This is a genomic window from Dyella sp. 01N448 (assembly GCF_056399225.1).
The window spans coordinates 15,901-35,496 of record NZ_JBFTQX010000001.1 but is presented as its reverse complement, the minus strand read 5'-3'; the positions used below and the strand labels follow the sequence as shown (position 1 = coordinate 35,496).

18 protein-coding genes are annotated in these 19,596 nt (G+C 65.1%); 8 read left to right on the top strand and 10 right to left on the bottom strand.

The features are described 5' to 3' along the window. Positions 1-73: 73 nt before the first annotated feature. Positions 74-1,201, bottom strand: coding sequence for a hypothetical protein (locus AC1DKY_RS00165; protein WP_441601710.1), 1,128 nt, complete (start codon positions 1,199-1,201; stop codon positions 74-76). A 116-nt stretch (positions 1,202-1,317) separates the two neighbouring features. On the opposite strand from AC1DKY_RS00165, the gene AC1DKY_RS00160 reads away from it, so the two are divergent. Both AC1DKY_RS00160 and AC1DKY_RS00155 read left to right on the top strand, forming a co-directional pair. After that, a complete protein-coding gene (locus AC1DKY_RS00160; RefSeq protein ID WP_441601709.1) occupies positions 1,318-2,601 on the top strand; it encodes an acetyl-CoA C-acetyltransferase in 1,284 nt (427 codons plus the stop codon). Positions 2,602-2,627: 26 nt separating this feature from the next. Then, complete coding sequence (locus tag AC1DKY_RS00155; protein WP_441601708.1) at positions 2,628-3,158, top strand: energy transducer TonB; 531 nt, start codon at positions 2,628-2,630, stop codon at positions 3,156-3,158. Between the two features lie 406 nt (positions 3,159-3,564). Here AC1DKY_RS00155 and AC1DKY_RS00150 read toward each other — a convergent pair whose 3' ends face one another. From AC1DKY_RS00150 to AC1DKY_RS00130, 5 genes are all read right to left on the bottom strand, one after another. Continuing rightward, the gene (locus tag AC1DKY_RS00150) at positions 3,565-5,430 is read right to left on the bottom strand and encodes a phospholipase D-like domain-containing protein (RefSeq protein WP_441601707.1); all 1,866 of its coding nucleotides are present in this window, start codon (positions 5,428-5,430) and stop codon (positions 3,565-3,567) included. Between the two features lie 30 nt (positions 5,431-5,460). Then, positions 5,461-6,045, bottom strand: a complete 585-nt coding sequence (locus AC1DKY_RS00145; protein WP_441601706.1) for a YceI family protein — start codon at positions 6,043-6,045, stop codon at positions 5,461-5,463. Then, positions 6,042-6,515 (bottom strand): SixA phosphatase family protein, encoded by a 474-nt coding sequence (locus tag AC1DKY_RS00140; RefSeq protein ID WP_441601705.1) that lies wholly within the window; start codon positions 6,513-6,515, stop codon positions 6,042-6,044. The genes AC1DKY_RS00145 and AC1DKY_RS00140 overlap by 4 nt, the downstream gene beginning before the upstream one ends. A 202-nt stretch (positions 6,516-6,717) precedes the next feature. After that, the gene (locus AC1DKY_RS00135) at positions 6,718-7,350 is read right to left on the bottom strand and encodes a ParA family protein (protein WP_046971972.1); all 633 of its coding nucleotides are present in this window, start codon (positions 7,348-7,350) and stop codon (positions 6,718-6,720) included. 110 nt (positions 7,351-7,460) lie between these two features. Further along, entirely contained in the window at positions 7,461-8,489 is a 1,029-nt protein-coding gene (locus tag AC1DKY_RS00130; protein WP_441601704.1) for a hypothetical protein, read from the bottom strand. Between the two features lie 166 nt (positions 8,490-8,655). Between AC1DKY_RS00130 and AC1DKY_RS00125 the strand changes: the two genes are divergently transcribed. Continuing rightward, positions 8,656-8,856 carry a hypothetical protein gene (locus AC1DKY_RS00125; protein ID WP_046971974.1) on the top strand — a complete coding sequence of 67 codons (201 nt, stop codon included), beginning with the start codon at positions 8,656-8,658 and terminating at the stop codon, positions 8,854-8,856. 62 nt (positions 8,857-8,918) lie between these two features. Here the strand turns inward: AC1DKY_RS00125 and speE are convergent, their stop codons facing one another. After that, positions 8,919-9,773 carry a polyamine aminopropyltransferase gene (gene speE / locus AC1DKY_RS00120; protein WP_121883865.1) on the bottom strand — a complete coding sequence of 285 codons (855 nt, stop codon included), beginning with the start codon at positions 9,771-9,773 and terminating at the stop codon, positions 8,919-8,921. A 277-nt stretch (positions 9,774-10,050) separates the two neighbouring features. On the opposite strand from speE, the gene speA reads away from it, so the two are divergent. The 5 genes from speA to AC1DKY_RS00095 all read left to right on the top strand — a co-directional run bounded on the left by speA (position 10,051) and on the right by AC1DKY_RS00095 (position 15,804). Then, a complete protein-coding gene (speA, locus tag AC1DKY_RS00115; protein ID WP_441601703.1) occupies positions 10,051-11,940 on the top strand; it encodes a biosynthetic arginine decarboxylase in 1,890 nt (629 codons plus the stop codon). Between the two features lie 148 nt (positions 11,941-12,088). Continuing rightward, complete coding sequence (locus AC1DKY_RS00110) at positions 12,089-12,874, top strand: 3-hydroxybutyrate dehydrogenase (RefSeq protein WP_046971977.1); 786 nt, start codon at positions 12,089-12,091, stop codon at positions 12,872-12,874. A gap of 105 nt (positions 12,875-12,979) precedes the next feature. Further along, entirely contained in the window at positions 12,980-13,720 is a 741-nt protein-coding gene (locus AC1DKY_RS00105) for an acetoacetate decarboxylase (protein ID WP_046971978.1), read from the top strand. Positions 13,721-13,736: 16 nt separating this feature from the next. After that, positions 13,737-14,927, top strand: a complete 1,191-nt coding sequence (locus AC1DKY_RS00100; protein ID WP_441601702.1) for a DUF3734 domain-containing protein — start codon at positions 13,737-13,739, stop codon at positions 14,925-14,927. Between the two features lie 16 nt (positions 14,928-14,943). Next, positions 14,944-15,804 carry an NAD(P)-dependent oxidoreductase gene (locus AC1DKY_RS00095; protein WP_441601701.1) on the top strand — a complete coding sequence of 287 codons (861 nt, stop codon included), beginning with the start codon at positions 14,944-14,946 and terminating at the stop codon, positions 15,802-15,804. A gap of 149 nt (positions 15,805-15,953) precedes the next feature. Here AC1DKY_RS00095 and AC1DKY_RS00090 read toward each other — a convergent pair whose 3' ends face one another. The 3 genes from AC1DKY_RS00090 to radC all read right to left on the bottom strand — a co-directional run bounded on the left by AC1DKY_RS00090 (position 15,954) and on the right by radC (position 19,592). After that, positions 15,954-16,706, bottom strand: a complete 753-nt coding sequence (locus AC1DKY_RS00090) for an SPOR domain-containing protein (RefSeq protein WP_441601700.1) — start codon at positions 16,704-16,706, stop codon at positions 15,954-15,956. After that, positions 16,707-18,398, bottom strand: coding sequence for an arginine--tRNA ligase (argS, locus tag AC1DKY_RS00085; RefSeq protein WP_441601699.1), 1,692 nt, complete (start codon positions 18,396-18,398; stop codon positions 16,707-16,709). Between the two features lie 522 nt (positions 18,399-18,920). Continuing rightward, a complete protein-coding gene (radC, locus tag AC1DKY_RS00080; RefSeq protein ID WP_441601698.1) occupies positions 18,921-19,592 on the bottom strand; it encodes a RadC family protein in 672 nt (223 codons plus the stop codon). Between the last annotated feature and the right edge of the window lie 4 nt (positions 19,593-19,596).

Below are 19,596 nucleotides of genomic sequence, written 5' to 3'. Positions count from 1 at the left end.
GCCTTGTCAGCGCATCATGCGCCAACTGAAGCCGGCTGTGCAGGGTCCTTGCTCAACTCCAACGAGCAAGCATTCAGTGCAAGGCCTGGGCGGGCGCACCAAGCTGGCCATCGGCATCGAGCAGGATGCAGCCCAGCGCATGTAAATCGGCAGGCACACCATGGCGTTGCGCCAGCTCGGTCACCAGCGGACCCAGGGCCTTGGGATGCAGCGGATAGCCATGCGCGAGCACGCGGGCACGGCCGCCGTCGCCACGCTGCGCAAGCGTCACCGCCACCACGCCCAGGCCAGGTGCTTCGTGCGCATACAGCGCCGGCGCGTCGTAACCGGCATCAGCGTTGCCGAAGGTTTCGAGCAAGTAGCCCGAGCCGGGCTCGCCATCAGCAAACACCAGCGGCACGTGATGCGCATCGAGCAGTGCGGCGTATTGGCGCAGTTCGAATACCGCACCGGCGACATCGTGGGCGCGCTGATGGAGATCGTTCGGTTGACTGCGCAACCAGTCGGCAGGCGATTGCACTTCGACCTTGCCCTGGTGATAGCGCAGTGCCAGGCCACGCGCGCTGAGCGTGCTCTCATCGCGATAGGGCGTGAGCAGGGCGGCCTCGAGCAGGCTCCATAGCGGCGCGAGGTTGACGTGTTCGTATTGCACGCAGGTGAGCGCGAGCAGGTCGTTGCGGCTCAGGTAGCGCGCGTGTTCCAGCCGCACGCCAAACGTGCGCATCAGCCAGTCCGCCGTACGGGCGCCGGCTTCGCCGCGGCCCACCAGCTCCACTTCGAGCTTTTCCGAGAGGCTCTCGGCCAGCGCTTCGGGCGCCAGCAGCGAGATCGGCAGCAGGCGCATCGGGCCATCGGCAAAGGCGGCTTCGGGTTCCAGCGGCTGGGCAGGCATGTGGCCCTCGTGGGTGCCGAAGGCCACCACGTTCTCCAGATGGCCGCGCGGCACGCGCCGGGCCAGCTCGTCCAGCGTGGTCCACACCGGGAAACCCGGGCGCAGCAGTTCCACCGCGTCGAACAGGGCCCCGGCCAGGGCGAGGCGGGCCTCCTCCACCTGGGGCACCAGCGTGTGCAGGTCGGCGGCGACCAGCGCGGCCAGTTCGGCGGCCTCATCGCGGCTCAGCGTACGGTGCGAGGGCGTGTCACCGGCGGAAAGCTCCAACGCGAGGACCACGGGGAGGGCGACGAGTGTTTGTGCTTCCACGGTTGACGAACCCGAACAGCAAAGAACTGGATTCTAGCATTTGAGGCATTTTGGACTTTCTTGGCATGCCGGGGCGGGTTAGCCTTGACGACTCGGCTCTTCGGACTGCTCCAGCCATGGAAAACACGCTCAAGCGCGTCGGTGTGATCGGCGGTGTACGTATCCCGTTCTGCCGCAACAACACCGCCTACGCCGATGTCGGCAACTTCGGCATGTCGGTGAAAGTGCTTGGGTCCCTGGTGGAACGCTACGGCCTGCACGGCGTGGAGCTGGGCGAAGTGGCCATGGGCGCGGTGATCAAGCACGCCTCCGAGTGGAACCTGGCGCGCGAAGCGGTGCTGTCCTCGGGACTGGCGCCCACCACGCCGGGTATCACCACCGCCCGCGCCTGCGGCACCTCGCTGGACAACGCCATCATCATTGCCAACAAGATCGCCACCGGGCAGATCGAAGCGGGCATTGCGGGCGGCTCGGATACCACCAGCGACGTACCCATCGTGCTGGGCGAGCGCCTGCGCAAGCGTCTGCTGGCGGTCAACCGTGCCAAGACCTGGCAGGAGAAGCTGCGCACCGCCACGCAGGGTTTTTCGCTGAAGGAACTCAAGCCGGCGTTCCCCGGCGTGGCCGAGCCGCGCACCGGCATGTCGATGGGCGACCACTGCGAGAAGATGGCCAAGGAGTGGCATATCGCGCGTCAGGCGCAGGATCAACTCGCGCTGGACAGCCACCGCAAGCTCGCCGCGGCTTATGACGCCGGCTTCTTCGAGGATCTGGTGGTGCCGTTCCGCGGCCTGAAGCGCGACGGTTTCCTGCGTCCCGACAGCACGTTGGAGAAACTCGGCTCACTCAAGCCGGCATTCGACAAGAGCTCCGGCCATGGCACGCTCACCGCAGGCAATTCCACCGGTCTGTCCGATGGCGCTGCCGCCGTGCTGTTGGGCACCGAGGAATGGGCGAGCAAGCGCGGCCTGACCGTGCAGGCCTGGTTCCGCGATGCGGAAGTGGCTGCGGTCGATTTCGTGCATGGCGAAGGCCTGCTGATGGCGCCGACCGTCGCGGTGCCGCGCATGCTGGCGCGCCATGGACTCAGCCTGCAGGATTTCGACTTCTACGAAATCCACGAGGCATTCGCTGCCCAGGTGTTGTGCACGCTGCGTGCATGGGAAAGCGCCGAGTACTGCAAGCACCGTCTCGGCCTCGACCAGCCCCTGGGTGCGATCGATCCGGCCAAGCTCAACGTCAATGGTTCCAGCCTCGCCGCCGGTCACCCGTTCGCGGCCACCGGTGCGCGCGTCGTCGCCACGCTGGCCAAGCTGCTTGAGCAGAAAGGTTCGGGGCGTGGCCTGATTTCCATCTGCACCGCCGGCGGCATGGGCGTCACCGCCATCCTCGAACGCTGAGCGATCCGCTCGGCCCGCTCATCGCGATGTTTCGACTGCGCACCACCGTCTGCCTGAGCCTGCTCGCGCTGGCGATCGGCGTGGCGGGCACGGCATGGCTCAGCACGTTCACCGGCGACTGGCAAGGCCCGGCAGGCGCAGCGTCCGCCAGCAGCGACAAAGTCCGCCGGATCCTGCGCCGTCATACACGCGCACCGGCCGCACGCGAACCTGCAGCTCCGACCACGACTGCACGTACACGCATCGTGGCTGCAGCAGCGCGGACCACCGACGAGCTGCCCACGCTCACGCCCATCGACATGCCGTCACTGGCGACGCCATGGCTGCAGCGCGCTGTCTTCGCCAGCGGGCGCGTGGTGTTGAAGCTCAGCATCGATGGCGAAGGCCGCGTGGGTCAGGCAGCGGTAGCCGAATCCAGCGGCAACGCAGGCCTCGACGACCGCGCATTGCGTACCGCAACGCGCTGGCGCTTCGCCGTCCCCGGCGACCACCCCAACGGTCTGATGGGCCAATTGGTCATGCGCTTCGACGACACCCCGACAGCCGCACCCTTGTAGGAGCGCACTTGTGCGCGACCGCGGCATTGATGGGTACCTCGCCCTGGGGCTGTCGCGCACAAGTGCGCTCCTGCAAAAACAGGTTCCGGGTTACAACACGCCCTGCACGCTGTTTTCGGGCGTGTATCGATCAGCTCCAGGCAACGCCGCCTCCTGTGGGAGCGCACCCTGTGCGCGACTGCGGCCTCGATGTTCGCCGCACCGTGGGGCTGTCGCGCACAGGGTGCTCTTACAACGAGAGATTCCGGGTTACGGCACGCTCTGCACGCTTTCGCGAGAGTATCGATCAGCTCCAGGCAACACCGTCTCCTGTGGGAGCGCACCCTGTGCGCGACTGCGGCATCGATGATTGCCTCGTGGTTGGGTTGTCGCGCACAGGGTGCGCTCCCACAGATGAGGTCTCGCGCTACAGCACGCCCTGCACGCCCGCACCAAACGCCGTAATCAACCGCGTATAGATCAGCTTCGGCGACACATCGACATCGGGGAAATCGCCCACCGGCGTATAGCAGCTGAGAAAGGCCGGATCGCTGGGCCGCATCGGTATGCAACCGGCCTTGAGGTCATAGCTGGTGGCGTAGCGATACGGCCACAGGTCGAAGATCGGCAGGCTGGCGGAGAAATCGCCGATCGCCATGCTCAGGCTGCTCTGCTCTCGCTTTGCGATCACCCATGCATTCTCCGGCTGCGTGTCGCGCAGGATGCTGTCGCGCAACTCGCTGGCGAAACGGGCGTCGTAGACGATCACGCCTGCCTCGGTGTTGTAGTGATCCGAGCGGGGATCGAAATTGTGCGAGCCGACCATGGCGAAATCGTCATCGACTACCAGCGACTTGGCATGCAGGCCGAAGCGGCGGCCGGTCGTGGTCAGCGGGGCCGGGCGGTTGCGGCGCGCGGTGCTGCGACTGCCGAGCAGGCCGCGCTCCGTGCCGACCCGGTGGCGCGCCTGCGTGCCGCCTTGGGCAAGCGGGGGGGGACCTTCATCGGCCGCGGCATCGGCGTTGTCCTCGGCCGGACCGGCCGCATGCGGCTTCATCTCGTAGATCTCGAAACCGTAATCCTTGAGATAACGCTTGCGGTGCTTGTACGAGAGCGCATACACCGCGAACGCATCGGTCGAGGCAAGGGAGTTGGTCGACACCACGATGCGCGGTGGCGAGTCGCCCTGGTGCAGCCGTTCGAAAATCGCCTTGGCCCGGTCGCTCATCACCAGGTACGGCGTCTGCAGCACTACTTCGTGCTGCGCGGAGCCCACCATGCGCATGAGGTGCGTGGTGAATTCGTGGGCGCTGCGCTTGCCGGGCTCGTCGGTCTTGGCCGGGAGATCGCTGAAATAATCGACGCGGCCGGTGCGCAAGGTGTCGGACACCAGCACGTCGTCGATCCAGTCGGTGTCGCCTGCTTCCTCCACCACGCGTGCCACGCGCTGCGGATGCGCATAGCGCGGTTCCGGCAAGGGGCCGGGATGGAAGTCGTCGAGCAGATAGTGGTTGACGTCGCGCAGGTGGGTCAGCGGCGTGGAGCGCTTGTGGTTCCAGAACGTCGCAAAGCTCGAGGCCATCTCTCGTGCGGCCGGTCCGCCCACCATCACGTCACGATCGACGTAGTCGAAGTCGTTGTCCCAGTCGAAATAGCGGTCCTGGTAGTTGCGACCGCCGGTGATGCCGATCGTGTCATCCACCAGCAGCAGCTTGTTGTGCATGCGCTGGTTGAACGTCATGAAGCAGCACACGATGCTCGCGCTGAATTCCACCACCGAGGTCTGCGCCTCATGGAAGGTCGGGTTGTACAGGCGCACCTGGAGGTTCTCGTGCACCGTGGCCAGCCGTTCCAGCAGCACGGGGTCGCCGAAGGAGAACAGCTGGTCGGCAAGGATGCGCACCTTCACGCCGCGTCGCGCCGCCTTGATCAGTTCGTCCAGCACCAGCTGGCCGGCATCGTCCTGGTCCCAGATGTAGGTCTGCACATCGATGCTGTGCTGGGCGGCGCGGATCAGGTTGAGGCGCGCGACCATCGCCGCCTCGCTGTCGTTGAGCAGGGTGACCACGTGCACCGGCTCGTCGGGCGTCGAATCGCTGATCGCCTGATGCGCGGCATCGAGCAGCGGCGAGGCGATGGCGCAGTGGTCGGGATGGCCGCAATTGAGCTGGCGCTCCACGCCCGCGGCGACGGCGTCGTCGGCGCGTCGGATGCGCGAGGGCGAGACGCTGCATCCCGACAGGATCAGGATCGCTACAAGCACAAAGGAGACGGCGATCCAGCGTTGGCGCATGCCGCGATGATACGGGAGACCGCGGCGCACTCAGTCAGTGTTGGCTGAACGCGCGGCGTAATCCAGACTAATCATCATGCCCAGTTGCACCTGGTCCGAAATGGCCGTGCGATGGTTGCTCATGCCGAAATCGCTGCGCTGGATGGTGCCGCGCACCGAGATCACGCATTGCTGCGGCAAGTCGAGCGGGCAGTGCGAGGGCAGTACTTCGAAATGCGCCGGCTTGGTGACGCCGCGCATGGTCAGCTCGCCGTCCAGGTCGCCGCCTTTCTCCAGCATGGCGAGCGAAATCGGTTCGGACACGAAATGGATCGAAGGAAAACGCGACGCATCGAAAAACTCCGGCGCCAACACCCAGCGGCGGATGCGGTCAGAGTTCATGTGGATGCTCTCCACCGTGATATGGGCGTCGACGACGGCGGTGTCGTGCAGGCTGCTGAGCGTGACGTCGCCATCGATCTCCTGGAAGCGGCCGTTGAGCTGGGTCAGCCAGAACAGCTTCACGCCGAAGTCGGCATGCGAGCGGGCCGGATCGATGCGGTAATCCGCTGCTTGTGCCGGCAGCAGGGTGAGCAACAACAGCACAAGACAGCAGCTGACGTACGGCAAACTCATGGGGACCAGAAAGCATCCAGGCGGGCGTTGCCGGGTTCAAGTGCGCCATCGAGATGAAGCACGGCCAGGGCCGCGGGCGGCATGCCGCGGAATTCGTCGGAACGGCCTTCGACCAGCAGCGCCACCAGCCGTTCGATGCCGGGATTGTGGCCGACCAGGACCACCGTGCCGGCATCGCCGTGCTGGTCCAGCAGGGCCAGCAGTTCGCCGGGCGTGGCGTCGTAGATGTCGTCGGCAAACTCGGTGACCGGGACGTAGCTGTACGCGGCCAGGGCCAGCGCCGCCGTGGCGCGCGTACGCTCGGAAGGCGAGCACAGCACGCGGTCGGGCTTCACGCCGTGCGACGCCAGCCACTTGCCGGCGGCCTTGGCTTCCTGCTCCCCGCGTCCGCTCAGGCGCCGGCTGTGGTCGTCGCCGCCGGTGGGAGCCGGCTGAGCTTCGGCGTGACGCAACAGGATGAGTTCGTGCATGGTTGGCTCCTGGTAATACGCTGTACTACGCAGTGACAGGGCCACTGCTTCCGTGGGCCCGCGGGTCGCGATGCTCGACGGGCCCAGGCCAACCGCCTGCGCAACGCCGCGCCTCCCACCTCGCCGACTTGCTGGACATCATGCCACCCTCGCTGAGCAGAACAGAGCACCGTTTGGCCGCACCGGATCACGGTTAGACCATTCAGTGCTGGCGCTTGATCCAGCGGAGCAGATGTTTCCAGTCTTCCTGATGGCTACGCACGTTTTCCGACCCGTAATCAAAGATCCCTTTGCCCAGAGCCGTCAGCAGCACATAGGCCTGGCTGTCACGCAACTGCGCCACCAGCGGAAACGGCGCCTGCTCGGACAGCTGCGACATCGCGTCCTGACTGGCGTTGGTCCACGGCTTGAGGCGGTTGCCGACCAGGCCCACCGGCAACTTGCCTCGTTTGACGCGATTGATCTGCTTGAGTTCCTCGAGAAAGCCGAACGTGGCATCGAGGTCAAAGGTTGACGGCAGCACCGGCACCAGCACGATGTCGGCTTTCTCCAGATAGGGCTCCAGGTCTTTTTCCTGCGAGCCCGCCGGCGTATCGATGAGTACGCGCTGCGTATCGGGAGGGAGTTTTTCCATCGAGCGGCGGCCGCCTTCCACGGCCAGAACGCCGGGGACGTTGTCAGGGCGATTGGCTGCCCAGCGGAAACCAGACTTCTGCCGGTCGGCGTCGACGATGGCGGTGTGCTTGCCATCCTGCGCCCAGTGCGAGGCCAATTGCGTGACCAGCGTGCTCTTGCCGCAACCGCCTTTGCTGCTTGCTACCAGTACCGTCAGCATGATGCCGCCCCAGTGTCCAAGCCGGGCCCCAGCCTACACGATGGCCGGGGCGTCGACGCAAGCATGAGTGTCCTTCTGCAGGGCTGGCGTTGCCTGGATCGGCGTGGCGATCAGCCGGCCTTGGTCGGCTCCCATTCGGACGGCGCATCGACGGGCATGTTGTAGTCGTGCAAGGCGGTGAGCACCAGGCTCATCTGGGTGCCGCCCGAGCGGGCCAGCTTGAGCAGATGCTGGGCCACGGCGGTATCGCCCTTGGCACGCACGGAGAGCTGGGAGAAGCTCTGCACCTGCCACACCAGGTTGCGGCGCAGGCGCTTGGCGTCTTCCTGCTGGGACGCATCGTCGGCCAGTACTTCGCGCAGATGCAGGCCAAGGGAACGGGCCAGCGGGCTCGAGCCCCATTCCAAGAGTTTGCCCAGGGTCAGGCAATCCGCCTTGATCTGGGGTTTGTCGGCGTTCTCTTCGCAAAGGCGGGCGGTGGCCTGGAGGGCAGGCTGCGGCTGGCCTTCGGCCAGACCGAATACCAGGGTCAGCTGCACGTCGGCCCCATTGGTGGCCGAAAGTGGTCCCACCACGTTGGTGGGCGGCGGCAGCACGGTCACCGTGCTCGACAACGCCTTCAGCGTCGCCCCGGTGTAGTCGTCGTAAATCTTTGCGGCGGCCGCCTTGGCGAGATCCTGGCGGGCGTCGTCGTTCTTGCCGTCGCGCAGGTCCTGGCCCAGCTTGAGCAGCCACACGGCCGCGTTGTCCGGCGCCTGCTGCACCAGCTTGGCCACGGCGTCGGCGTTGGGACAGTCCGAGGCCTTGGCGTCGCAGTCGCTCAGGCGGGCCCAGCTGATCTCCGGGCCGGCTCCCTGGGCGGCCGCAGCCCGGTCGATCAGGGTGTGGTAGCTGTTGAAATCCGGCTGGTCCGACAGGGGCCGGGCCAGCAAGGCGGCGCCCATCAGCGGGATCGGATCGGCCTGCGGGGCGGTCACGCTGACCAGATCCTTCTGGTATTGCAGCAGCGCCTGGCGGCGGGCGGGCGAGGTGGCATCCGTGGCAGCGGGCGGCGTTTTTGCGGGGGCCTTGGCCGCCAAAGCCGGGTCACAGGCCGCGGCCAGCAGCAGGGCAAATGTGAAGAAGCGCCGTCCAAGCATCGAGTAGTCCTTACACTGAGCCAACAATCAGGATAACGTCCAAGGATTAAGCTCGCCTGATCCGCTGGACGCGACGGGCGGGAGAATGCGTCCCAGCTTGTTAGCATGGCCGCTTCGCGACGCCCCGGGGTGATACGTCATCCTGCGCAGCACAGGAGAAAACCACGTGAACGACATTTCCTTTTTGGCCGACGGCCGTGCGGCGCCCTGGTTCGTGGGCTGGGGCACGCTGGCGTTGATCAACGCAGGCCTCGCCCAGGGCAAGAACCGCAGCGGCCTGCTGTGGTTTCTGCTGTCGCTGGTGCTCGGGCCGCTGGCCACGCTGGTGCTGGTGTTGATGCCCAAGGCGCGCCAGACGCTGTTCTAAGCGGGTCCAGAAACGAAAAAACCCGGTGCGTTGCCGCACCGGGTTCGGGGAACCGGCAAAACTTACTCGCCCAGTGCTTCGCGCATGAATTCCGGCTGGGCCAGCGCCGCCTTGTGGATATCGGCGTTGTAGTAGCGGGTCGGGAAGTTCTTGCTCAGTGCGCCGCGCTCGCGGAAGCCGGCCAGATCGCCACCCTTGCGGACCATGGTGCAGCTCCACCAGCCGGTGGGGTAGCACGGCTGCGGGAACGGCAGCGTCTTCACCGCGCTGAAGCCGGCGGTACGCATGGCCGAGCGCATCGACTTGATCAGCTCCAGGTGCGCAATCGGCGATTCGGACTGCTGCACCAGGATGCCGCCGTGGCGCAGGGCCTTGTAGCAGCTGCTGTAGAAGGCCGCGTTGAACAGGCCTTCGGCCGGGCCGACCGGGTCGGTGGAGTCCACGATGATCAGGTCGAGCGATTCGGGCTCGGCTTCGGCCATGTACTTGATGCCGTCGATGAACAGCAGCTCGGCGCGCGGATCGTTGTTGGAGTCGCACAGTTCCGGGAAATACTGCTCGGCCAGGCGCGTCACGCGCTCGTCGATTTCCACCTGCACCGCGTGCTCCACTTCCTCGTGCTTGAGCACTTCACGCAGCGTGCCGCAGTCGCCGCCGCCGATGATCACCACGCGCTTGGCGCGCGCATGGGTGAACAGGGCCGGGTGCGTCATCATTTCGTGATAGAGGAAATTGTCGCGGCTGGTCAGCATCACGCAGCCGTCGATCACCATCAGGTTGCCCCAGTCGGTGGTCTGGTAGATCTCGATGGTCTGGAACGGCGTTTTCTCGGCGTGCAGCAGCTTCTCCACGCGGTAGCCGATGGAGGAGCCGGAGGCCTGGTGGGCTTCGGTGAACCAGCTGGGATGCTGCGACATGGGGATGTTCCTGACGAAAAGATGGGTTCAAAGAATCCGTAATTGTAGCCGAACGGGGTCTCTGGGGTGCCCGCAGATGCCCGGATCTTCGGCACATTGTCACAAGAGGCCGTTACAATAGCCGTCCGTACCGCCGCGCTTAGCCGCCCGCGGTACGCCAGGTCAGCCGCGGCCCCGCGGCGTGCGAGGCTTCCGGCCCGGCTGACTTTGTTTCGTCAAGGCTCGCCGCTGCGACGACATGTCCAGGGTGTTACACCCGTAAAACAAGGAGCCCTCCATGTCGAAGCACTGGAACATCGACGCTGCCCGTCATACCTACGCCGTTCCGCACTGGGGCGATGGCTATGTCGACGTCAACGAAGCCGGCCATATCGTGATGCGTCCCAAGGGCGCCACCGGCCCGGCGCTGTCGCTGCCGGTCATCGTCGATCGCGCCCGCGCCGAAGGCCTGCGCCTGCCGCTGCTCGTACGTTTTCCCGACATCCTCGCCGATCGTTTGAAGCGTTTGCAGGACGCCTTCGCCAAAGCCATCGGCGAATGGAACTACACAGGCGGCTATACGGCCGTCTATCCGATCAAGGTGAACCAGCAGCGCGGCGTCGCCGGCGAGCTGGTGGCCGCCGGCGAACACGGCTTTGGTCTGGAAGCCGGCTCCAAGCCCGAGCTGATGGCCGTGCTGGCGATGGCGCGCCCGGGCAGCATCGTGATCTGCAATGGCTACAAGGATCGCGAATACATCCGTCTCGCGCTGATCGGCCTCAAGCTCGGCCTGCGCGTGCACATCGTGATCGAAAAACTTTCCGAACTTGATCACGTGTTCACCGAAGCCAAGGCGCTCAACGTCGAGCCGCTGCTCGGCGTGCGCGTGCGACTGGCCTCCATCGGTGCCGGCAAGTGGCAGAACACCGGCGGCGACAAGGGCAAGTTCGGCCTGTCGCCCAGCCAGGTGCTGACCCTGGTGGAGCGCCTGGACCAGGCCCAGCTCAAGCACACGCTGAAGCTTCAGCACTTCCACATGGGCTCGCAGATTTCCAATGTGCGCGACATCGCCAATGGCATGCGCGAAGCCACGCGTTACTTCGTGGAATTGAAGCGCATGGGCGTGCCACTCGACATCGTCGACGTCGGTGGCGGCCTGGGCGTGGATTACGAAGGCTCGCGTTCGCGCAGCCACAACTCGATCAACTACTCGATCGAGCAGTACGCCTCCACCATCGTGCAGTCGCTGGCCGAAGCAGTGGCGGAAGAAAACCTGCCCGCGCCGCACATCATCACCGAGGCCGGCCGCGCCATGACCGCGCACCACGCCGTGATGGTGGTCAACGTGACCGAAGTGGAGCCGGTGCCCGAGGGCAATATCCCCGACGCGCACGACCACGAACCGGCCGTGCTGCGCCGCTTGCGCGAAACCTGGGCCGAGCTCGACACGCGCCCGGCGCTGGAGCTGTTCCATGAAGCCCAACATCATCTTGCCGAAGGCCAGGCCTTGTACTCGCTGGGTCAGTTGAACCTCGAACACCGCGCGCATCTGGACGATATGTACTACGCCATCGCCAATGCCGTGCGCACGCGCCTGCTGCCGGCCGAGCGCTCGCATCGACAGGCCATGGACGAACTCGACGAGAAACTGGTCGACAAGTACTTCGCCAATTTCTCGGTGTTCGAATCGGTGCCGGACATCTGGGCCATCGACCAGATCTTCCCGATCGCGCCCATCGCGCGACTGGACGAAGAGCCCACGCGTCGCGGCGTGATCGTCGATCTCACCTGCGACTCCGACGGCCGCATCGATGACTATGTCGACGCCGAAGGTGTGGACGTGAGCCTGCCGTTGCATGCCCTGAAAGAAGACGAAAGCTATCGCCTCGGCATCTTCATGGTCGGTGCCTATCAGGAGACGCTGGGCGACATCCACAACCTGTTCGGCGACACCGACGCGGTGAATGTGCGCGTCGACGGCGATTCGTATGTTTTCGCGCACAAGCGCCGAGGCGACACCACCGACCTGATGCTCGACTACGTCGGTTACGACCTGGAAGCCCTGCGTCGCAGCTACCGCGAACGTATCGCGGCGGCGGGTGTCGAAGGTGCCGCAGCGGAGCAGTTGTTTGTCACATTGAATGAAGGTCTCACCGGCTATACCTATCTGTCGGAAGGTGTGCGTTGAGGCGATAGGACCCGCTCGTCATTCCGGCCTACGCCGGAATGACGGAATAAAAGACACGCGGTCCATTCGTCTTATGGATGCACACCCCAGGCTGTGACAGCCTGACAACCGTTTCTGCTTTCCCCGTTCCCCATCGACAGGAGTGGTTATGGCAAGTCTCGACGGCAAGGTGGCACTCATCACTGGCGCGGCCAGTGGGCTGGGCAAGGCCATTGCAGAGCTTTACGCGAAGAACGGTGCGGCGGTCGCCATCGCCGACATCAACCAGCAAGCGGCCGACGCAGCGGCCAACGAGATCAATGCGGCAGGCGGCAAGGCCATCGGCATCGCGATGGACGTGACCAACGAAGACGCCGTCAACGCCGGCACCGACAAGGTGGTCGCGCAGTTTGGTCACCTGGATATCCTCATTTCCAACGCCGGCGTGCAGATCATCAATCCGATCGAGCAGTTCGCCTTCGCCGACTGGAAAAAGATGCTTGCCATCCATCTCGATGGCGGCTTCCTCACCACCAAGGCCGCGCTCAAGCACATGTACAAGGACGACCGCGGCGGCACCGTCATCTACATGGGCTCGGTGCATTCGCACGAAGCCTCCAAGCTCAAGTCCGCCTACGTCACCGCCAAGCACGGCCTGCTGGGTCTGGCGCGCACGCTGGCGAAGGAAGGCGCCGCGCACAACGTGCGCTCGCACGTGATCTGCCCCGGCTTCGTACGCACCCCGCTGGTGGAAAAGCAGATTCCCGAGCAGGCGAAAGAGCTCGGCATCAGCGAAGACGAAGTGATCAAAAACGTGATGCTCAAGGACACCGTCGACGGCGTCTTCACCACCGTGGAAGACATCGCGCAGACCGCGCTGTATCTGGCCAGCTTCCCGTCGGCCGCGCTTACGGGACAATCGATCGTGGTCAGCCACGGCTGGTACATGCAGTAATCGCGGTGATCCGCCCGGTTGTGCCGGGCGGTCGCCATCGGAGTGGGTCGATACCGCGCCACGCGCAGCAATGAGCAGCGCGTGGCCGTCTGTCCGGAGCCTTGCATGAAGATCGCCGACGTAAAAGCCAATGCTTTCGCCATGCCCTTGACCAGTCCCGCGTTTCCCGTGGGCCCCTATCGTTTCGTCAATCGCGAATTCCTGGTCATCACCTATCGCACCGACCTCGATGCCTTGCGCGCGGTGGTGCCCGAGCCGCTCGAAGTCACCGAGCCGCTGGTCAAATACGAATTCATCCGCATGCCCGATTCCACCGGCTTCGGCGACTACACCGAATCAGGCCAGGTGATCCCCGTCAGCTTCCAGGGTCAACATGGCGGCTACGTGCATTCGATGTACTTGAACGATCATCCACCCATTGCCGGCGGGCGCGAGCTATGGGGCTTTCCGAAAAAGCTGGCCAGCCCGCAGCTGGACACCGAGATCGACACCCTGGTCGGCACGCTCGATTACGGCAAGGTGCGCGTGGCCAAGGCCACCATGGGCTTCAAGCACCGCGAAGCCGATCATCAGGCGGTGCTGGCTTCGTTGGCGGCCCCCAACTACCTGCTCAAGATCATTCCGCACGTGGACGGCACGCCGCGCATCTGCGAGCTGGTCCGCTACTTCACCACCAACGTGACGCTCAAGGGCGCATGGACCGGGCCAGGCTCGCTGGAGCTACATCCGCATGCGCTGGCGCCGGTGGCCGACCTGCCGGTGTTGAAGGTGGAGTCGGCCCTGCATTTCATCACGGACCTGACGCTCGACCTGGGCACCGTGGTACACGATTATCTGGCCGAGTGAGTCGAGGCTGATCCGTATGGACGTCCGAAAGAAATCCGCGAGCGACAAGACCGCCGCACTCAACCTGCTGCAAGAGCACCACCAGAAGTACCAGACGATCGCGCTGGTGCTGCAGGGTGGTGGCGCGCTGGGCGCCTATCAGGCCGGTGTCTACGAGGCCCTGGACCAGGCCGGCTTACATCCGAACTGGGTGGCCGGCATTTCCATCGGCGCGTTGAACGCGGCAATCATCGCCGGCAACGCACCGGAGCATCGTGTGGCGCGGCTGCGCGAGTTCTGGGAAAGCATCACCCGGCCGCAGCTGTTCCCTGCCTGGTTCACGCCGCCGATGGACCCAGCTGCATGGGAGCTTCCGTGGCAGAACGGCCTGAGTGGCCTGGCCGCACTGCGCGCATTGACGGAGGGACAGCCCGGCTTCTTCACGCCGCGCCCGTTTCCCTTGATGCCGTGGCGAGCCTCGCCTGCCTCGGCGAGCTGGTACGACACGGCGCCGTTGAAGTCCACGCTCGAACGCCTCGTCGATTTCGACCGCATCAATCACAAGACATCGATGCGCGTCTCGGTGGGCGCCGTCAACATACGAACCGGCAATTTTGCGTATTTCGACAACACCGAAGGCAACCTGCGCGTCGAGCACTTCATGGCATCCGGTGCGCTGCCGCCCGGGTTCCCGGCCATCGAAGTCGATGGCGAGTTCTACTGGGATGGCGGCATGGTCTCCAACACGCCGCTCTACAAGGTCCTGTCCGATCCGGCCTGTCGCGATTCGCTGGTTTTCCAGGTGGATCTGTGGAGCGCCCGCGGCGAGCTGCCGCGCGATCTTGCCGAAGTCACCACGCGTTCGAAGGACATCCAGTATTCCAGCCGCACGCGACTGATCACCGAATACATGGCGCAGCGGCAGCGCCAACAACGCATACTTCATGACCTGATGAAGCTGGTGCCGGAAGAGCAGCGCAACCATCTCGCCTACAAACAGGCCGAGGTCCACGCCAGTGGTGCGCTGATCAACCTGTTCCACCTGATCTACCGAAACAAGCCGTACGAAGGGCATTACAAGGATTACGAGTTCAGCGTCGACAGCATGAGGCTGCATTGGACCAGCGGCATGGACGACATGTTGTGCACGCTCGACGAACCGGAGTGGTTCGAACGACCGACGCCCGAACACCCCTTCATCACCCACGACGTACACTGCGAAGATTGAAAACCCAGGAACACTCATGAGTCTCAAGGCAGCATTCATCGGACTCGGCGCCATGGGCACGCCGATGGCCGGTCATCTCAAAGCCCACGGCCTGCTGCACGCCGTCGCCAGCCGCACGCAGGCCAATGCCGATGCCGTGGCCAAGGACCTTGGCGTGCTCGCGCCGTCGCTGGCGGAGATCGCCGCGCAGTGCGACGTGATCGCGCTATGCGTCACCGCCGATGCCGACGTACTCTCCACCGTCGACGCACTCCTGCCGCATCTGAAGAAGGGCGCCATCGTGGTGGATCACTCCACCGTGGCGCCCGATACCGCCAAGCAGGCCGCTGCCAAGCTGGCCGCCGTCGGCGCGCAATTCCTCGACGCACCGGTATCGGGCGGCGTGGAAGGAGCGAAGAACGGCAAGCTTTCCGTGATGGTCGGCGGCGATGCCGATGTGCTTGAACGCGCTCGCCCGGTACTCGAAGCGTATGCCCTGCGCGTCACCCATTTGGGCGACGTCGGCGCCGGTCAGGCCACCAAGGCCGTCAACCAGGTGCTGGTGGCAGGCATCGCCCAGGGCGTCTGCGAAGGACTCGCCCTCGCCGAGGCACTCGGTCTCGATCCCGAACGTCTGCTGCCCACGCTGGGCGCGGGCGCAGCCGGCAACTGGTTCCTCGAAAAGCGGGGCGCCACCATGCTGCGCAACGAGTTCAGCGTCGGCTTTAAGCTCGGCCTGCTGCACAAGGATCTGGGCATCGTCCGCGGCATCGCTGAAAAAGCCGGCACCAACCGCAGCGTGATCGAACGCTCGCTCGCCGACTACGCCGAGCTGATGGCGCAGGGCCACGGCGATGACGATATTTCCGGTTTGATCAGGCTCAAGCGCAAGGGCTGATCAGGGCGACTGTGGGAGCGCACCCTGTGCGCGACGGCGCTGCGTTGTATCGAGACCGTCGCGCACAGGGTGCGCTCCCACAAACATGCGCACATAAAAAAAGCCGCGCAGTGCGCGGCTTTTTTTGTGGCTGCGTTGCAAGACCGGCCTTATCTGCCTTCCTTCAGCGCAATCGCGTTGATCCCCGCCGAGGTCAGACGCTGCTTGGCCGATTCCAGCTCGGTGGCCGAATGGAACGGGCCCAGGCGCACGCGGTTATAGGTCTGGCCGTTGACGTTCACCGGCGACACGTTGGCGACGAAGCCCTGCATGGCTAGCTTGGCCTTCAGCGTTTCGGCATCGGAGGGGCTGGGGAAGGCGCCGACCTGCAGCAGGTATCCGCTGGCAGCAGGTGCAGCCGCAGCAGCAGTCGGTGCCGGCGCCGGCGCATGCACCGCCGATTCGGGCGCAGGCGTGATGGCTTCAGCCACGGCGGCCGGACCCGGCGCCGGCTTCTGCGCGGCGGCCTGAGCCTGCTGCTGCGCGGCTGCCTGTTGGGCGGCTTGCTGCTTCTGCTGCTGCTCAGCCTTGGCCTGCGCGCTGATCACCGCGTCGGGAATGCGCACTTCCTTCTCCGACAGCACCGAATAGAAGTCGTATTGCGGCTTCTTCGCGGCGGGCGCGGCATCGGTGGCCGAAGTGGATTCCGTGCCGGCCGCGCCGGCATCGCTGCCGCGCTGCGCCGTGGCCTGCGCGTTGGGTTGCGGGCCGTCGCCGGCGCGCGGCGCCATCGGCAGGTGGCCGCGCATGGCGAACATGAGCACGGCACCGATCAGGATGCCGATCACCGCCCAACCCCAGCCCGGCATGCCACCGCTGTTATTGCGGACGGCCTGTCGACCTTTGCCCTTGCGTGCTGCCATTTACATCTTCTCCGGGGCACTGAGTCCCAGCAAATCCAAACCGTTGCGTATGACCTGGCGCGTGGCGAGCACCAGCGTGATGCGCGCATTGCGCAGCTCGGCGTCGTCCACGATCCATTTGTGCTCGTGATAGTAACTGTGAAGCGAGCCGGCGAGCTCGCGCAGGTATTGCGCGATCAGGTGCGGTTCCAGATTGGCCGCCGCCGCCTCCACCACTTCGGCGTAGCGCGACAGCTCGGTGAACAGCGCCTGCTCGTGCTCGGTGTCCAGACGCGACAGCTGGGCAACGCCGGCCTTGGTGTCCACCGGCGGCAGACCGCGCTCGGCCAGCTCCTCCAGCACGCGGCAGACGCGGGCGTGGGCGTACTGGATGTAATAGACCGGATTGTCGTTGCTCTGCGAGCGGGCCAGGTCGATGTCGAACACCAGTTGCGAATCGGCCTTGCGCGCGATCAGGAAGTAGCGGGTCGCGTCGCGGCCGGCTTCTTCGATAAGGTCGCGCAGGGTGAGGTAGCTGCCGGCGCGCTTGGAGAGTTTCACCTCTTCGCCGCCGCGCATCACCGTCACCATCTGGTACAGCACGTAGTTCGGATAACCCTTGGGAATGCCGGTGTCCAGCGCCTGCAGGCCTGCCTTCACGCGCGCCAGCGAGCCGTGGTGATCGGAACCCAGCACGGTCACCGCGTTCACATAGCCGCGCTGCCACTTGGTCATGTGGTAGGCCACGTCCGGCACGAAATAGGTATAGGTGCCGTCGGACTTGCGCATCACGCGGTCCTTGTCGTCACCGTAGTCGGTGGAGCGCAACCACAGCGCGCCGCCGTCCTCGTAGGTATGGCCGTGGGCGACCAGCTCGCGCACGGTCTCCTCGACCTTGCCGTCGTTGTAGAGCGAGGACTCGAGGTAGTAGACGTCAAAGCCGACGCCGAAGGCGGCCAGGTCCAGGTTCTGCTCGCGACGCAGGTAGGCCACGGCAAAGTGACGGATCGCTTCCAGATCGTCCGGGTTCTTGGCACCGGTGACGGCATGGCCTTCCACTTCGACGGTGTCGCCGTTGAGGTAGGACTTCGCCACGTCGGCGATGTAGTCGCCGCGGTAACCGTCTTCCGGCCAGCCGGCGTCGTCTGGCGTCAGGCCGCGCACGCGCGCCTGGGTCGACACGGCCAGGTTGTGGATCTGCACGCCGGCATCGTTGTAGTAGAACTCGCGCTTTACCTTCCAGCCGGTGGCGTCGAGCACGCGCGCGATGCAGTCGCCCAGCACCGCGTTGCGGCCGTGCCCCACGTGCAGCGGGCCGGTCGGGTTGGCGGAGACGAATTCCACACCCGCCGTCACGCCCTTGCCGGTGCTGCTGCGGCCGTAGGCATTGCCCTCGGCGAGCACCTGGCCCACTTCGGCGTGGTAAGCGCCCGGTGCGAGGAAGAAGTTGATGAAGCCCGGGCCGGCAATCTCGACCTTGCCCACCAGCCCATTGGCCGGCAGCGCTGCCACCAGCTTCTCGGCCAGCTCGCGCGGTTTGGCGCGGGCAGGCTTGGCCAGCAGCATCGCCGCGTTGGCGGCAAAGTCACCATGATCGCGGCTGCGCGTACGCTCGATCACGAAGTGGGGCACTTCGAGGTCGGCGGGCAGGGTGGCCTCATTCTGCAGGGTACGAATGGCCTGCAGCAGCAGTTCGCGCAGCTGTTCTTTCACGGTAAGTGTCTGACGGCGATGGAACCCCTAATCCTATCAGACCAGGGCCGGTCGAGCCGGCCCCGGTGTCGCGCGCCGGCGTGCTGCGATGCAGTGGCGAAGTCTGTGGATAACTCTGTGGGGAATGTCTGTCCCCGCAAGAGGCATCGCAGGGTTTTCCCGACGGAAATGTCACCGTCACAAAAAATAGCAATCTAAATCATGCAGTTGCGATGCACTTCTGCGGGACTCAAGAGAATGTGAACGGAAAGTGCCGTCTCAGGCCGAATGTGCATAAGTCGCAGGACCAATCGTTCTTGCCAGCCTTATGCATTTGTCTCGATCCACGTAACGACCCTGTCATGCGGCAGCGCCACACTATCTCTCGTCCCTTAGGCACCTCCCCGCCGACGGGGGCAGGAGCACGCCGTTACTCTCCTTTCTCCCCACAAGACGGCCATACGGCGCGGATCTCCCCCCGCGCCGTTGTTTTTTTTGGGCGACAGGAAAATTCTGATCTAAGTCAGCGTGCTATCAACGCAGCTAGATCAACCCCAGCATCGCCATCGACACCGGCTCGCCGCTGCCGATCACCAGATGGTCGAGCACCCGCACGCCGACCAGCTCGAGGGCGTCCCGCAGTTGCCGCGTGATGGTGCGGTCGGCGGCGCTTGGTTCGGCTACGCCGCTGGGATGGTTGTGGGCAAGGATGACCGCCGACGCGTTGTGGCGCAGGCAGGCGCGCACCACTTCGCGTGGATGCACATTCGCGCTGTCGATGGTGCCGCGGAAGAGTTCTTCGAAGGCCAGCACCCGGTGGCGATTGTCCAGGAACAGGCAGCCGAACACCTCGTAGGGCAGGTGCCGCAGCTTGGCGCTGAGGTAGCTGCCGCTTTCACGCGGGTTGCCCAGCGGCCGGCGATCGGTGAGTTGCTCCGCCAGCGTGCGCCGAGCCAGTTCGAGTGCCGCGACCAGACGGGCGCGTTTGGCCGGGCCGATGCCGCGCAGGCGCATGGTGTCACCCGGATCGGTGAGCAGGGCTGCCAGGCCTCCGCTGACCACCAGCAGTTCACGGGCCAGCGCGATGGCATCTTTGCCGACTACGCCACTGCCCAGCAGTACGGCGATCAGCTCGGCGTCGGAGAGGGCGCCGCAGCCGCGCGCCAGCAGTTTTTCTCGTGGGCGCTCGCCCTCGGGCCATTGATGGATGCTCATCGGA

What these genes read in the sequence shown, in the direction of transcription:
- AC1DKY_RS00160 (WP_441601709.1), top strand. Translation starts at nt 1,318, where the DNA reads ATGGAAAACACGCTCAAGCGCGTCGGTGTGATCGGCGGTGTACGTATC.
- AC1DKY_RS00155 (WP_441601708.1), top strand. Translation starts at nt 2,628, where the DNA reads ATGTTTCGACTGCGCACCACCGTCTGCCTGAGCCTGCTCGCGCTGGCG.
- AC1DKY_RS00150 (WP_441601707.1), bottom strand. Translation starts at nt 5,430, where the DNA reads ATGCGCCAACGCTGGATCGCCGTCTCCTTTGTGCTTGTAGCGATCCTG.
- AC1DKY_RS00145 (WP_441601706.1), bottom strand. Translation starts at nt 6,045, where the DNA reads ATGAGTTTGCCGTACGTCAGCTGCTGTCTTGTGCTGTTGTTGCTCACC.
- AC1DKY_RS00140 (WP_441601705.1), bottom strand. Translation starts at nt 6,515, where the DNA reads ATGCACGAACTCATCCTGTTGCGTCACGCCGAAGCTCAGCCGGCTCCC.
- AC1DKY_RS00135 (WP_046971972.1), bottom strand. Translation starts at nt 7,350, where the DNA reads ATGCTGACGGTACTGGTAGCAAGCAGCAAAGGCGGTTGCGGCAAGAGC.
- AC1DKY_RS00130 (WP_441601704.1), bottom strand. Translation starts at nt 8,489, where the DNA reads ATGCTTGGACGGCGCTTCTTCACATTTGCCCTGCTGCTGGCCGCGGCC.
- speE (WP_121883865.1), bottom strand. Translation starts at nt 9,773, where the DNA reads ATGTCGCAGCATCCCAGCTGGTTCACCGAAGCCCACCAGGCCTCCGGC.
- speA (WP_441601703.1), top strand. Translation starts at nt 10,051, where the DNA reads ATGTCGAAGCACTGGAACATCGACGCTGCCCGTCATACCTACGCCGTT.
- AC1DKY_RS00110 (WP_046971977.1), top strand. Translation starts at nt 12,089, where the DNA reads ATGGCAAGTCTCGACGGCAAGGTGGCACTCATCACTGGCGCGGCCAGT.
- AC1DKY_RS00105 (WP_046971978.1), top strand. Translation starts at nt 12,980, where the DNA reads ATGAAGATCGCCGACGTAAAAGCCAATGCTTTCGCCATGCCCTTGACC.
- AC1DKY_RS00100 (WP_441601702.1), top strand. Translation starts at nt 13,737, where the DNA reads ATGGACGTCCGAAAGAAATCCGCGAGCGACAAGACCGCCGCACTCAAC.
- AC1DKY_RS00095 (WP_441601701.1), top strand. Translation starts at nt 14,944, where the DNA reads ATGAGTCTCAAGGCAGCATTCATCGGACTCGGCGCCATGGGCACGCCG.
- AC1DKY_RS00090 (WP_441601700.1), bottom strand. Translation starts at nt 16,706, where the DNA reads ATGGCAGCACGCAAGGGCAAAGGTCGACAGGCCGTCCGCAATAACAGC.
- radC (WP_441601698.1), bottom strand. Translation starts at nt 19,592, where the DNA reads ATGAGCATCCATCAATGGCCCGAGGGCGAGCGCCCACGAGAAAAACTG.